Source organism: Haematospirillum sp. 15-248 (assembly GCF_012102665.1).
Classification (GTDB): Bacteria; Pseudomonadota; Alphaproteobacteria; order Rhodospirillales; family Rhodospirillaceae; genus Haematospirillum.
The window spans coordinates 263018-276113 of the sequence record NZ_JAAVTF010000001.1 but is presented as its reverse complement, the minus strand read 5'-3'; the positions used below and the strand labels follow the sequence as shown (position 1 = coordinate 276113).

The following is a 13096-nucleotide window of genomic DNA, read 5'->3' as shown; positions in this document are numbered from 1 at the left end:
GATGCCATCCATGACAACAGAACATGAGCTGCTTCACCGTATTGATGAGCTGGAAATCCACGTGGCGCATCTTGAAAAGACGCAGCAGGAATTGAGTGACGTTATGACCCGTCAATGGGACGCTGTCACGCATCTTGCCAAAACGGTAAACGCCCTGCGCCACGCTCTGGAAACACTGGAGCCATCCCATGAATCACGCAAGCCTCCTCATTACTGAGGAGCAAAGACTATGAATCGCGATTTCGGCAGGCATCTGTCCGGCTGACTTTCAACCCGGTACATGGTGGGCGGTGAGAGTTTCGAACTCCCGACATTCGCCGTGTAAAGACGACGCTCTACCAACTGAGCTAACCGCCCCACCTGTGGATGCGGGGGAGTAAATAGCCCACCCGCTTCTTGTTTGCAAGAAAAGATTTCGGCCTTCCGGGCGAAAAACAAAGGTATTCTGCCGTTATTATCGTTTTCTCTCGATTGACCTGTGCTATCTATCGCCCTGCCCTTTTGGCTATATATTTCAGGAGCGACTTTGTGAAGACCTGTCTGGACCTGATTGGCAACACCCCCCTGATTGAACTGATGTCTTTTGATACAAAAGGATCACGTCTTTTTGCCAAGCTGGAGAACCATAATCCCGGAGGATCCATCAAGGATCGTATCGGCCTGAGCATGGTTCGATCCTTTGAAAAAACAGGGGCTCTTAAACCTGGCGGCACTTTGGTGGAGGCTACAGCCGGAAATACCGGGCTTGGATTAGCCCTGGTGGCGGCAACCCGTGGATACCGGTTGATCTTGGTCATTCCCGACAAAATGAGCAAAGAAAAAGTACAGCACCTGAAAGCCATGGGTGCAGAAATTGTTATGACACGCTCTGATGTGGAAAAGGGACACCCGGATTATTACCAAGAAAAGGCCGAACGCCTTGCTGCCAGCATCCCGGGCGCTGTCTATGTGAACCAGTTTGCCAATCCGGCCAACCCAGCGGCTCACGAGGAAACAACCGGTCCTGAAATCTGGGAACAGATGGAGCACAATGTTGATGCTGTTGTGTGTGGTGTTGGCTCGGGCGGCACCCTGACCGGACTGTCACGTTTTTTCAAACGAGTTAGTCCCAAGACGCGTATTGTACTGGCTGACCCACGCGGCAGTATTCTGGCAGAGTACATCCGGAGCGGCAAGATCGGACAGGCCGGAAGCTGGCTGGTCGAAGGAATAGGCGAAGATTTCCTCCCCCCCATTGCCGACCTCTCAAACGTTTCACATGCCTATACGATCGGTGACCGGGAGGCCTTTGAAACCGCACGCTCCCTGCTTCGGCATGAAGGAATACTGGGGGGATCCTCCTGCGGCGTCCTTCTGGCTGCCGCATTACGTTACATTCAGGAGCAGGACACGCCGCAGCGTGTTGTCACCTTTGTGTGTGACAGCGGCAACAAGTACCTGTCAAAAATGTTCAATGACCAATGGATGGATGAACACGGCTTCCTGGACCGCTTGAAGCACGGTGACCTGCGTGACTTGATCAGTCGCAGTCACCAACGTGGAGAAACCATCACCGTTGGCCCGGATGACACGTTGAAAACAGCCTGTAACCGGATGAAGCAAGCCGACGTGTCCCAATTGCCCGTCTTGTCAGGCGACCGGCTTGTTGGCGTACTGGATGAGTCCGATATCCTTCTCGCAGCCTTGGATGATCCGGATACTTTGGCCGACACTGTATCCTCGGCGATGACAAAAAATCCGGAAACCGTTCTGCCCTCTGCCACCCTCAGGGATCTGGTGCGCCTGTTCAACCATAACCGTGCTGCGTTGATCGTCGGGTCTGATGGGACCTTCCATGGCCTGATTACCCGCATAGACCTGATCACACACCTGCGCAATCGGCTTGACACCTGATCCGCTGACGGAGCCTTTCCCAATGTCCTCCCACTCTTCAAAACATTCCAGGGGCTTTTCCACACGTGCCGTGCACGCTGGACAGGCCCCTGACCCCTCGACCGGGGCCGTTATGACCCCGATTTATGCTACCTCCACCTATGCCCAGAGCAGCCCGGGGCAACACACCGGTTGGGAATATTCAAGATCCGGCAACCCGACACGGCGTGCCTTTGAAGATTGCCTTGCCAGTCTGGAATCCGGTGCCCGCGGCTTTGCCTTTGCATCCGGCTTGGCGGCAGAAGCAGCCATTCTTGACCTTCTTGACCCCGGCGCACACATTATTGCTGTTGATGATTTGTATGGAGGAACATACCGCCTGTTCGAGCGCGTTCGCAAACGTACGCAGCATATCGGGGTTTCGTATGTTCCTGCTGATAACATCGATGCCCTGCGGGATGCGATCCAGACTGATACCAGAATGATCTGGGTTGAAACACCGACCAACCCCCTGATGAAAATCGCTGATCTGGCTGCCATTGGAACCCTTGGGCGCAAGCATGGTATCCTGACTGTTGCCGACAACACGTTTGCTTCACCAGCCCTGCAGCGCCCGCTGGAACTGGGCTTTGATCTAGTTGTGCACTCTGTCACCAAGTACCTGAACGGACATTCTGACATGGTTGGGGGAGCCGTTGTAACCTCGTCAGACGCACCAGAACTTTCAGAACGGCTTGAATTTCTGCAAAATGCATCGGGTGCTATTTTGTCCCCCTTTGACAGCTTCCTGGCCCTGAGGGGCTTGAAGACGCTTCCCTTGCGGATGGAGCGTCACTGCCGCAGCGCTATGACCTTGGCTACCTTCCTGTCAGGACACAAGCTTGTTGACCACGTCTGGTACCCCGGCCTTCCCGGACATGCCGGACACAGCGTTGCACAACGGCAAATGACAGGCGGGTTCGGGGGCATGATTTCCATCCGCCTGAACACAGATCTGGCTGGAACCAAGCGTTTCCTGGAAGCGCTGGAAGTCTTTACCTTGGCTGAATCCCTCGGTGGTGTTGAAAGCTTGGTCAATCATCCGGCCTTGATGACTCATGCCAGCTTGGGGGAAGAGCGCAGGCAGACATTGGGGATTACAGACAGCGTTGTCAGGCTGTCGGTCGGGGTAGAAGATCCGGATGATCTGATCGCAGACTTGGAACAGGCATTGACCACCATCAATCCGGCCTGAAACAAAGAAGGCTGCATCTGACTTCCGGATGCAGCCTTTTCTCTTACCCCTTGTCGCGCATCAGCCTTTGCTTCTGGCGGTTCCAGTCTCTTTCCTTGACCGTTTCGCGCTTGTCTCCCTTCTTCTTGCCGCTACCCAAGCCAAGCTGAAGTTTGGCAATGCCACGATCATTGAAGTACAAGGACATCGGGACCAAAGACATGCCTTGCCGTGCCAAGGCTGCAAGAAGACGCCGCGCCTCCTTGCGATGCAAAAGAAGCTTACGGGGACGCCTTGTTTCATGCGAGAAGGGGGACTTGGACTGATATTCGGGGATATAGGCGTTGTAAAGCCAGACATCGATCCCATCGCCCATACGCCCTGCATAGGCCTCGGTAATATTACAATGCCCGTGTCGCAAGGATTTTACCTCGGTACCGGTCAAGACAATGCCGGCTTCAAAGGTATCACTGATCGCATAATCAAAACGTGCACGACGGTTCTGAGCAACAGGCCCCTTGCTGATGAGGCCATTCCCGGAAGGCTTTGACATATCAGGAAACAGCCTCCAGAAGGCCGGCATCCGTCATCGCGGCGCGTACACGTTCCCGGGCATTCTGACTGGCTGGAACCAAGGGAAGACGAACACGGTCCAAACAATGCCCCATCAGGCTGGCAGCATACTTGACCGGGGCCGGATTGGTTTCACAAAACAGAGCATTGTGTAACGGGACGAGACGATCGCGCAAGGTACTCACCTTTTCCATGTTTCCCTCTTCCCAGGCGCGGTACAAGTCAGCACACAGGCGGGGAGCAATATTTGAAGTTACGGATATACAGCCATGCCCACCCTGGGCCAGAAAGGCAACCGATGTATGGTCATCCCCGGAGAACTGGCAAAAACTGTCGCCAAGGGCAAGACGCAGCTGCGACGGACGCGACAAGTCAGCCGTCGCATCCTTGATACCAGCTATCCTCGGCAACTCGGCAAGACGCTTCATCGTGTCCAGTGATATGTCCACAACGCTCCGCCCGGGGATATTATAAATGAACACAGGCAGATTACAGGAATCGTGTATGGCCTTGTAGTGTTGGTACAGTCCTTCCTGTGTGGGCTTGTTATAGTAGGGCGTTACAACCATAACTGCGTTGGCACCAACTTGTTCTGCGTACCGTGTGCGCTCTATGGATTCGGCAGTACAATTGGTGCCCGATCCAGCCATGATGACAGCACGGCCAGAAGCGGCCTCGACACACAATCTCAGAAGTCTTTTGTATTCATCTGGGCTGAGTACTGGCGTCTCCCCCGTTGTTCCCGCAGGAACAAGGCCATTGGTACCTTTGTTGATTTGCCACACGACAAAGTCCTGGAAGGCCCGCTCGTCAACAGACCCATCCGCAGAAAATGGCGTAATCAGGGCTGTAAAAGACCCGCTGTACATGGTTGGCTCCGTCAGGCATGGTTTGTTCGGGCACATCAAAGGCCCCAAGCCAAGGCAAGACAATAACGATCCATCAATCCAGGGGCAAGCATTCCTGGACCATGAATTCTGCGAAAACAAGAAACATATAGTATGTTGCTGTCATTCAAATTCCATATGCCACAGTACGCCCTATCTGCTATACAGCCAAAAGTATAGAGTTGTTCCGGAAAGCAGGGCATACCCTGCAAACTTGGGGGCAAGCCGAGCGTTGCTGATCTTGCGGGATATACGGAACTCCGTCGCGGTTCTGGCTTTTGTTGCCGGGTTACAGGTATCAACCTCGTCAGCCTTGGCATCCGTTCATTTCAGTGGGTTGAACGCTGGAGATCAGGTTCTGTATACACGGGCCTTGTCGGATGCGGATTCTGACCGATGGGATGATGCCCTGCGCAATGGACAGCTTGCCGACAACCCGGTGCTTGTGAACTATCTCAGGTGGCGCTGGCTCACTGATAACGACAGCACCCCAAACTTTTCCGATGTCCGCGACTTCATCGCAAAATATCCAGACTGGCCCATGATGTCGGTCCTGCAGCGCAAGGCTGAGGAGCGAATGACAGGCGATGAGGACCCCGAAGATCTCCTCGAATGGTTTCGAGCTTGGCCACCACGGACAGGGCGTGGTCGTATGTTTATGGCCGAAGCCCTTCTGGCCACAGGCAGGAAAGGCGAAGCCGAGGAGTTGATCCGTGACACATGGATCAGTTACGGACTGGCACGGAGCGATGAAAACCGCCTGCTCGCCCGGTTCGGGAAGTGGCTTCGAAATCAGGACCACAGAAAACGTCTTGATGAGCGCCTGTGGGCCGGGGATCTTGGCGATGCTCGTTTCCTTTTGAAGGAGAAACGGGTCGATGCCGATACCCGCGCGGTTGCCTTGGCCCGCATCGCGCTGCAGGAACGCTCTGGTGCCGCAGACAAGCTTGTCCGTAACGTTCCCCGCAACCGCGCTGACGACCCGGGCTTTGTCTTTGACCGCATGGTGTTCCGACGCCAGAAAAACTTGGAAGAGTCTGCTGCCGAACTTCTTGGTCACCCCTCTGCGGACAAGGGAAAACCGGATCTATGGGCAAAAGAGAGACTGGTTCTGGCCAGAGCGATGCTCGACAAGGGAAATTATCGCAGGGCCTATGACATGGCTCGTAGGCATGCCATTCAAGGTGGAGCCGTCTACGCAGATCTAGAGTGGCTGGCCGGGTGGATTGCCCTGCGCTTTCTCGATCGCCCCAAAATGGCCCTGCCCCATTTTCGCAATGTTGCGTCTGCCGTCAGCTTTCCTATCAGCGTTGCCCGGGCTCACTACTGGATCGGGAGAGCCTTGGAAACGCTTGGTGACAGCGCAGAAGCAAAGAAAGCCTATCTTCGGGCTGCCGACGAACCGACAACGTTCTACGGTCAACTAGCTGCCGAGCGTACGGGCACCATACCGTCACTGCCTCCCGCGCCACAGGCTTCCGGCGACGAGAAGGAAACCGCCAGCGCACGGTCGCTGACCCTTACAGCCTTGGCCCTGGCCTCCCTAGGACGGCAGCAAGAGATGATGCCGTTTCTTATTCGCCTGATCGAAGATGCCAAAACACCAGGAGAGCGGGCCATTGCCCTGAACATCGCACGCGAAGCCGGGACAGAGGCCGGCGTTGCGATCGCGCGCCGTGCAGCCCAAAAAGGGCATCACGACCTGAATACGGCATATCCTCTGCCGGATTTTACGTTACCTGATGGGCCGGAAAAGGCTTTGATTCTTGCTGTTATTCGCCAAGAAAGTAACTTTGGTACCGGCGCAATCAGTGCGGCCGGTGCCCGCGGTTTGATGCAGTTAATGCCCGCCACAGCCAAAGCTGTGGCCAAGCAGCGCGGCGTGTCCATGAAAGGCAGCGAGGTGCTGAACCGGAACCCGGATCTGAACGTCTCATTGGGGTCACATTACCTCTCGACGCTTTTACGGCGCTTCGATGGGTCCTATGCCATGGCCATTGCAGCCTATAACGCAGGTCCAGGACGCCCTGCCCGCTGGGCCCGTGAGTACGGAGACCCCCGCACCCGAGAAATTGACATGCTTGACTGGATCGAACGCATTCCGTTCCCTGAAACGCGTAACTATGTGCAAAGGGTTATGGAAGCTGTCGCTGTTTATCGCTATCGTCTGGGATACACTCAGGACGCCTTCCGGATCGGCCGTGACTTAGGAAGCTGATGACCGTGGTAATTCACAGTATTGAGAAAATCCATTTTGTTACAAGCCTGATCTGATCTTCCTCCATAAGAGATGGCGCATGGCCGCATTCTTTGACTTCAATCACGCTGGTACCGGGCCGCATGCCCATGCGGTTCGCTGTTTCACGGGATAAAAGACTGGATCGTTCCCCTCGCAGAACCAACACGGGTATTGTAAGGCTTTCCCATACGGGCCATAAATCAACATCCTGACCGGCTGCAGCCCGCAATGGAAGCCCAATAGCCGGATCATAATGAAAACGAAATCCCCCACCCTCTGAATCCGACTTGAGAGAAGATCGCACAAAGTGATCTTGGCGGGATTCCGGGATCGGACCAAAATCTGCATACCGATCAAGGATCTGTGCTTTTGCGTCAGAATAATCAGGAAAGAGGGGAGTGTCTCCTACATAATTGCGGATACTCTCTAATGACGCATCGGAAATAAATGGCCCCACATCATTCATGACAAGGTATTGAACAGGTGATCCGGAAAGGGCAGCCAACAACATACCGATAAGCCCACCCATGGATGTTCCAATCCATAGGGTAGGAGGAGAACCAAAGCGGGATATCAACGTTGTCATATCAGACAGATAACCCGGATAAGCATAACCAGCAGAATCTGCCAGCCAGTCGGATTGACCTCGGCCCAGAATATCTGGACACACAACGTGATAACGAGGTGTCAACGCGCGAGCCAGAAAATCGAAATCTCTCCCGGAGCGCGTCAATCCATGTGCGCAGACAACAAGTGGATGCTCTGACGGTCCCCACTCGACCCAAGCCATACGCCGAAAACCCTCCGGTCGCAGGCACAAAGTACTTCCTGACTGCGGTTCAGGCATTTGGGCATCTCCTGAACAGAGAGTGGCGCTGATATACTACGGGGAAGCAGGACGCAGCAGCGAGCTAGCGGCTTGCCGTACGGGCTTCCTGCCCTGAAACCTTGCACTGTGGGAGGCTATCATCGTGGGCGGGCATAGAAGATACAGCAAAACGCTTCAGGCCTTCGGCTGTTTCCAAGGCATTGACGGCATCAAGAACCTTGGCCGCATCCTGACAATATGAAGTAATGCCCTGACTGCGGATAGATGCGTCATTGGCAAGGCGGGTCATAAAGCGGTCAAAATGATAGGCAGAGTTCTTCCCATAAGAGCGCTTGAAGTAGCCACGTAACTCATTGGCATTACTTGATAACGCGCTGCTGTGAGCTTGGACATAACGGCCATAGCTATCACGAAGGCCAGAGCCACCGTTTCCGCATTTCAGAGCCGCAACCATAAGCTCAACATGAAGTTGACGAACACGAATCGCCTCATCATCGGCCTTGTGGAGACAAGACGAAGCAAGAACGCCCTCTGACAACAGAGAAAGAATAAAGAAGCCAAACGAGAAAAAAGAAACTCTCACGCGTCCACCATGAAGAAGATTCTACAATTAAAGGGCATCATATTGCCTTATCCATCACAAGCACAATTACTTTCTTGCCCTCTCGACCGAGCTGACAGAAGGAGTCGCTCTGAGGGCTGCTATTATATTAATAAGGTGCTTCACATCACGAACATCAATATCGACAATCATATCAAAGAACTCAGCAGTTCGACCAGTTATCTTGAGGTTTGTTATATTGCCCATATTCTTGGCTATTATGGTTGATAGAACGCCAAGACTGCCCGTTTCATTAGAGACAACAAGATTAACCCTACCAATATAGTTCTGCCCTGTTCCTTCTTGATCCCAAGCCAAGTCAAGCCACCGCTCAGGCTGGTCTGAAAAGGGTCCCAATTGTTCGCAATCAATAGTATGGATTGTAACACCCTTTCCAGTTGTTACAATGCCAACAATACGATCCCCGGGAAGAGGGTGGCAGCATTTTGCATAATGGAGCGCCATCCCCGGAATTAATCCCTTGATGGCAACAGCATGCCTCCTGCTACCATTCTTCTCTCGATGGCGACCATCCAGATGCCGGGGCCGAGGCAGAGTCTCTTCCACAGGCTTGGCCATGCGGAGACCCGGATAGACGGCCAGAACCACTTCCCGCCCGGTATGAATCCCCTCCCCCACATGGGCACAGAGATCATCGATTGTATCAACCTTGAATTTTTTCAGAACGACAGACAGCGCCTTGTCTGTCATCTCGTACCCTTCATCACGAAAGGCTTGGGACAGGATTTTGCGCCCAAGCTCCGTATGCTGGTCTTTCTGCTGGTTGCGGATATAGCGCCGAATCCGGGCGCGCGCCTTGCCGGAGGCAACAAAACGCTCCCATTCAGGATTGGGAGTTTGCTTTGGGCTGGTGATAACCTCGACTTGATCACCATTGGACAAAATGGAACGCAAGGGAACAATCCGGCCATTCACCTTCGCCCCGACACAGGTATCACCAACGTGCGTATGCACCGCATAAGCAAAATCAACCGGCGTTGCGCCTCCCGGCAAGGCAATAAGATCTCCCTTGGGCGTGAAGCAGAAAACTTGGTCCTGAAACATCTCCAGCTTGGTATGTTCCAGAAATTCCTCTGGATTGGTTGCGTGATCCAAGATTTCCAACAACTCACGCACCCAGCGATACTGTCGCCCGTCCGTCAGTGTCCCAGCAGCAGGAACCGCCACCTGCTTGTAGCTCCAGTGCGCCGCAACACCCATCTCTGCGATATCATGCATGGCATGCGTTCGGATCTGGATCTCAATCCGATGGCGCTGTGGCCCGATAATACCGGTGTGGAGAGACTGATAACCGTTAGGCTTGGGCGTTGAAATATAGTCCTTGAAACGCCCGGGAACCATGGGATAGGCCGCATGAAGCAACCCAAGCGTCCGGTAACAGTCTTCTACCGAAGGAACAAGAACCCGGAAGGCCATAATGTCTGATAGCTGCTCGAATGCGACATCCTTGCGCTGCATCTTGCGCCAGATGGAGCAGGGCGTTTTTTCCCTGCCTGATAATGTTGCCTGCACACCCCCGTGAGCCAAAGTATCACGAAGCTCACCAATTACGCGGGAAACCAGATCTCCGCCCTGCTCTTCAAGATAGCGCAGGCGTGCCACAATCGAGGCATGCGCATCGGGATGCAGCTCTGCAAAAGCGCTTTCTTCAAGTTCAACCTTGAACTCCTGCATGCCTATACGCTCGGCCAAGGGAGCGTATATTTCCATGGTTTCCAGAGCAATACGACGACGCTTTTCCGGCTTCTTGATGTAGTGCAGCGTACGCATGTTGTGCACACGATCCGCAAGCTTTACGAGCAAAACACGGATATCTTCGCTCATAGCAAGAAGAAGCTTGCGGAAGTTCTCTGCCTGCTTTGTCTGGTCTGACTGAAGCTCTATGCGCGCCAGTTTGGTCACACCATCAACAAGACGCGCCACATCACCGCCAAAAAGGCGTGTAACTTCATCAAGGGTTACATCCGTATCCTCGATCGTATCGTGGAGAAGAGCCGTAATAATAGTCGCTGTATCAAGGCGATAGCGGGTAAGAATACCAGCAACCTCAACAGGATGAGAGAAATACGGGTCCCCGCTCGCCCGCAACTGCGATCCGTGCCTTTGGACAGCGAAAACATAGGCACGATTGAGGGCATCCTCGTCCGCCGTCGGATCATAGGCCTTGACGCGCTCAACAAGCTCATACTGCCGCATCATTTGCCAAGCACCTGTTTTTTCTTCTAGATCAGTCCAATAGCATGTCCGACACAAGGGGCCGGTACACACACGCCAAGGGCAGAACAAGAAAGGGCTGCATACCCATAACCATGGTATTACAGCCCTTTCAGCAACACAAATACTAACCCGAGATTTATATCAAAATATGACCATCAACCTTCTTCATCAAAGTCATTGTCCTGCATGACGAAGGCACCTTCTCCCTTTGTCTCCGCACTATCCTGGACGGTCAAGCTGTCATCCGTATCATCCAAGATGATCATGGAACCAATTTCTCCGACCGCTTCAACAGAGAGGCTGCCAAAGTCTTCATCTTCAGGCTCATCGACCTCGACGTGACGCTGCAGCCCCTGGACAAGAGCGCTCTGCAAGCTATTCACATCAACCTTGTCTTCTGCGATTTCCCGAAGAGAAACAACGGGGTTTTTGTCGTTATCACGCTCGACAAGCACAGGAGCCCCGGACGATATCTGTCGTGATCTTTGGGCAGATACAAGAATCAGATCGAAACGATTGGGTACCTTGACAACACAATCCTCAACGGTAACTCGGGCCATCGGGCTCTCCCGCAAACAGAACAAGGGACAAAATGGAGGACAGATAAGTCTGCCTGTATAAACGAGTGTCCACCCCCTGACAAGAACCATCCTTACTGCGCGGCAAGGCAACGGATTTCCTGTGAAGGATCTAAGGCGGCCGTCATATCGGGGATACATGCTCCTGAAACCGGGTGAATCCAGTTCGGAGCAATTTCCTGCAAGGGAAACAGGACAAAGGCCCTCTCATGCAGTCGTGGGTGCGGCAACATCAATCCCTCTCCACCTTTCTGGCCAATGACTTGAGCATGATAGGCTAAAAGATCAAGATCTATGGCCCTGGAAGCATTGGCCTCAGAACGAACCCTGCCCATTGCACTCTCTATACGATGCAGGAGACCCAAAAGATCATGGGGCGCCAGATCTGTATCAACCTGTACAACGGCATTAACGTACCATGGCTGTTCGGATCGTGGCACAGGAGCACTCTCCCACAGTGAAGAACGCTGTGTAACAGGCACACTATGCCGCTCAAGCAATGTAACAGCTGCATCAAATGCTTGGGCAGGGGAACCACAAGGCCCTGCCAGATTTGCCCCAAAAGCAACAAAAACAGACACTAGAAACGCTCCCTGCCCTCTATACCCATAACGAGACTGGCGATGAATACTGCAAAATTGTTTGCAGCCCCGTTGACCTCTCTTAACACTGGACTATAACCTTCACAGAAGTTAACGACAGCACGTATTGCCACCGTTCCGGCACCACAATGCCTGACCGAACATACTGAAGGAATAAAAGACATGATTTTTTACCCTGCTGAACGCATTGCCCTGTTTATTGATGGATCCAGTCTGTATGCGGCAGCCCGGGCACTGGGCTTTGATATAGATTACCGCAAGCTTCTGGACTTGTTTGCGACCAAGGGACGCCTTATCCGGGCCTTCTACTACACCGTACTGATTGAAGACCAAGATTACTACGCGGCTAAATCACCGGCTTCACCGGTTCCACAGACCAAATCTCCCTATTCATCTATAAAGCCCCTTGTCGACTGGCTCGACTACAACGGCTACACAATGGTTACAAAGCCTGCAACAAAGGAATATGTAGACGCATCTGGCCGACGCAAGGCACGGGGAAGCATGGATATTGAAATGGCTGTTGATGTCATGGAAATGTCCGAGCATCTGGATCACATTGTTCTTTTCTCCGGGGATGGCGACCTGCGCCGACTTGTCGAAGCTGTCCAGAAACGTGGGCTGCGTGTGACAGTTGTTTCAACGGTCAAGTCCTCATCGCCAATTGCCTCTGATGACCTCCGCAGACAAGCAGACAACTTCCTCGAACTTCTGGACCTCGAACCCCTGATTTCCCGCAGCGGTATTGTTCGTCAGGATGAACGCCAGCATTACCAAGCTCATAATGCACCACAACAAGATGTATCTGTTACGCAAGACGAAAATGCTGCTTCCTGATCACAACTGCTCTTTGTGCCCACGTCTGAACCATTATATTGCAGAAGCCCGGACGACAAATCCGGGCTGGTTCAATGGGCCTGTGCACCCTTTTGGCGACAAGAATGCGCGGCTGCTTATCGTTGGCCTCGCTCCCGGTCTTCGTGGTGCCAACCGCACAGGACGGCCTTTTACTGGTGACTTCGCCGGTGAGGTCCTGTATCCGACATTGGTAAAATATGGCTTGGCTCAAGGTATCTTCCGGGCCGACCCATCTGATGGGCTGGAGCTATCCGGAGCCCGTGTTACCAATGCCGTCAAGTGCGTTCCGCCCGAGAATAAACCAACACCCGAAGAACAGAGGCAATGCCGTCAATTTCTTGCTGCCGATATTGCGGCCATGCCTGATTTGCGGGCCATTCTTGCATTGGGCCGTATCGCACACGATTCTGTGTTGACTGTCCTGAATGAGAGAAAGTCACTGTGGCCGTTTTCCCATGGGCGCATACACCATATTCCAGGCAAGGCTATTGTCGTGAACACCTATCATACCTCACGCTACAACGTGAATACGGGGCGTCTAACGCTTGATATGTTTGAGCGCGTTATTGCCTCGCTTTTGCCAATACTTGACGCATAAAGAAGTGC

General features: G+C 53.3%; 13 protein-coding genes and 1 tRNA gene. 6 read left to right on the top strand and 8 right to left on the bottom strand.

Translation table 11 applies throughout. The annotated features are described in order from the left end of the window. The first annotated feature begins 1 nt into the window (after position 1). A complete protein-coding gene (locus tag HEQ72_RS01200; RefSeq protein ID WP_168018944.1) occupies positions 2-217 on the top strand; it encodes a SlyX family protein in 216 nt (71 codons plus the stop codon). 64 nt (positions 218-281) lie between these two features. Here HEQ72_RS01200 and HEQ72_RS01195 read toward each other — a convergent pair. Then, positions 282-357: transfer RNA gene (locus HEQ72_RS01195), tRNA-Val, on the bottom strand. Between the two features lie 171 nt (positions 358-528). Between HEQ72_RS01195 and HEQ72_RS01190 the strand changes: the two genes are divergently transcribed. Continuing rightward, positions 529-1893, top strand: a complete 1365-nt coding sequence (locus HEQ72_RS01190) for a cystathionine beta-synthase (protein ID WP_322099458.1) — start codon at positions 529-531, stop codon at positions 1891-1893. A gap of 22 nt (positions 1894-1915) precedes the next feature. Then, the gene (locus HEQ72_RS01185; protein WP_168018945.1) at positions 1916-3106 is read left to right on the top strand and encodes a trans-sulfuration enzyme family protein; all 1191 of its coding nucleotides are present in this window, start codon (positions 1916-1918) and stop codon (positions 3104-3106) included. A 43-nt stretch (positions 3107-3149) separates the two neighbouring features. Here the strand turns inward: HEQ72_RS01185 and smpB are convergent, their stop codons facing one another. After that, a complete protein-coding gene (smpB, locus tag HEQ72_RS01180; protein WP_168018946.1) occupies positions 3150-3638 on the bottom strand; it encodes an SsrA-binding protein SmpB in 489 nt (162 codons plus the stop codon). A gap of 1 nt (position 3639) precedes the next feature. Beyond that, a complete protein-coding gene (gene dapA / locus HEQ72_RS01175; protein ID WP_168022354.1) occupies positions 3640-4527 on the bottom strand; it encodes a 4-hydroxy-tetrahydrodipicolinate synthase in 888 nt (295 codons plus the stop codon). Between the two features lie 232 nt (positions 4528-4759). On the opposite strand from dapA, the gene HEQ72_RS01170 reads away from it, so the two are divergent. Continuing rightward, entirely contained in the window at positions 4760-6763 is a 2004-nt protein-coding gene (locus HEQ72_RS01170; RefSeq protein WP_168022353.1) for a lytic transglycosylase domain-containing protein, read from the top strand. A 13-nt stretch (positions 6764-6776) separates the two neighbouring features. On the opposite strand, the gene HEQ72_RS01165 is transcribed toward HEQ72_RS01170, so the two are convergent. The 5 genes from HEQ72_RS01165 to folK form a co-directional block, all read right to left on the bottom strand. Further along, positions 6777-7631 (bottom strand): alpha/beta fold hydrolase, encoded by an 855-nt coding sequence (locus HEQ72_RS01165; RefSeq protein WP_168018949.1) that lies wholly within the window; start codon positions 7629-7631, stop codon positions 6777-6779. A gap of 64 nt (positions 7632-7695) precedes the next feature. Beyond that, entirely contained in the window at positions 7696-8196 is a 501-nt protein-coding gene (locus HEQ72_RS01160) for a hypothetical protein (RefSeq protein WP_168018950.1), read from the bottom strand. Between the two features lie 66 nt (positions 8197-8262). Continuing rightward, positions 8263-10434, bottom strand: coding sequence for a RelA/SpoT family protein (locus tag HEQ72_RS01155; protein ID WP_168018951.1), 2172 nt, complete (start codon positions 10432-10434; stop codon positions 8263-8265). Between the two features lie 173 nt (positions 10435-10607). Then, positions 10608-11012 carry a DNA-directed RNA polymerase subunit omega gene (rpoZ, locus tag HEQ72_RS11675; RefSeq protein ID WP_168018953.1) on the bottom strand — a complete coding sequence of 135 codons (405 nt, stop codon included), beginning with the start codon at positions 11010-11012 and terminating at the stop codon, positions 10608-10610. 92 nt (positions 11013-11104) lie between these two features. Continuing rightward, positions 11105-11611: a 2-amino-4-hydroxy-6-hydroxymethyldihydropteridine diphosphokinase gene (gene folK, locus HEQ72_RS01145; protein ID WP_168018955.1), complete on the bottom strand. Its 507-nt coding sequence runs from the start codon at positions 11609-11611 to the stop codon at positions 11105-11107. A 183-nt stretch (positions 11612-11794) separates the two neighbouring features. On the opposite strand from folK, the gene HEQ72_RS01140 reads away from it, so the two are divergent. Both HEQ72_RS01140 and HEQ72_RS01135 read left to right on the top strand, forming a co-directional pair. Next, a complete protein-coding gene (locus tag HEQ72_RS01140; protein WP_168018957.1) occupies positions 11795-12469 on the top strand; it encodes an NYN domain-containing protein in 675 nt (224 codons plus the stop codon). After that, complete coding sequence (locus tag HEQ72_RS01135) at positions 12456-13088, top strand: uracil-DNA glycosylase (RefSeq protein ID WP_209315581.1); 633 nt, start codon at positions 12456-12458, stop codon at positions 13086-13088. The genes HEQ72_RS01140 and HEQ72_RS01135 overlap by 14 nt, the downstream gene beginning before the upstream one ends. Positions 13089-13096 lie beyond the last annotated feature (8 nt).

Coding starts and splice junctions, on each gene's coding strand:
- HEQ72_RS01200 (WP_168018944.1), top strand. CDS start 2: ATGCCATCCATGACAACAGAACATGAGCTGCTTCACCGTATTGATGAG.
- HEQ72_RS01185 (WP_168018945.1), top strand. CDS start 1,916: ATGTCCTCCCACTCTTCAAAACATTCCAGGGGCTTTTCCACACGTGCC.
- smpB (WP_168018946.1), bottom strand. CDS start 3,638: ATGTCAAAGCCTTCCGGGAATGGCCTCATCAGCAAGGGGCCTGTTGCT.
- dapA (WP_168022354.1), bottom strand. CDS start 4,527: ATGTACAGCGGGTCTTTTACAGCCCTGATTACGCCATTTTCTGCGGAT.
- HEQ72_RS01165 (WP_168018949.1), bottom strand. CDS start 7,631: ATGCCTGAACCGCAGTCAGGAAGTACTTTGTGCCTGCGACCGGAGGGT.
- HEQ72_RS01155 (WP_168018951.1), bottom strand. CDS start 10,434: ATGATGCGGCAGTATGAGCTTGTTGAGCGCGTCAAGGCCTATGATCCG.
- rpoZ (WP_168018953.1), bottom strand. CDS start 11,012: ATGGCCCGAGTTACCGTTGAGGATTGTGTTGTCAAGGTACCCAATCGT.
- HEQ72_RS01140 (WP_168018957.1), top strand. CDS start 11,795: ATGATTTTTTACCCTGCTGAACGCATTGCCCTGTTTATTGATGGATCC.
- HEQ72_RS01135 (WP_209315581.1), top strand. CDS start 12,456: ATGCTGCTTCCTGATCACAACTGCTCTTTGTGCCCACGTCTGAACCAT.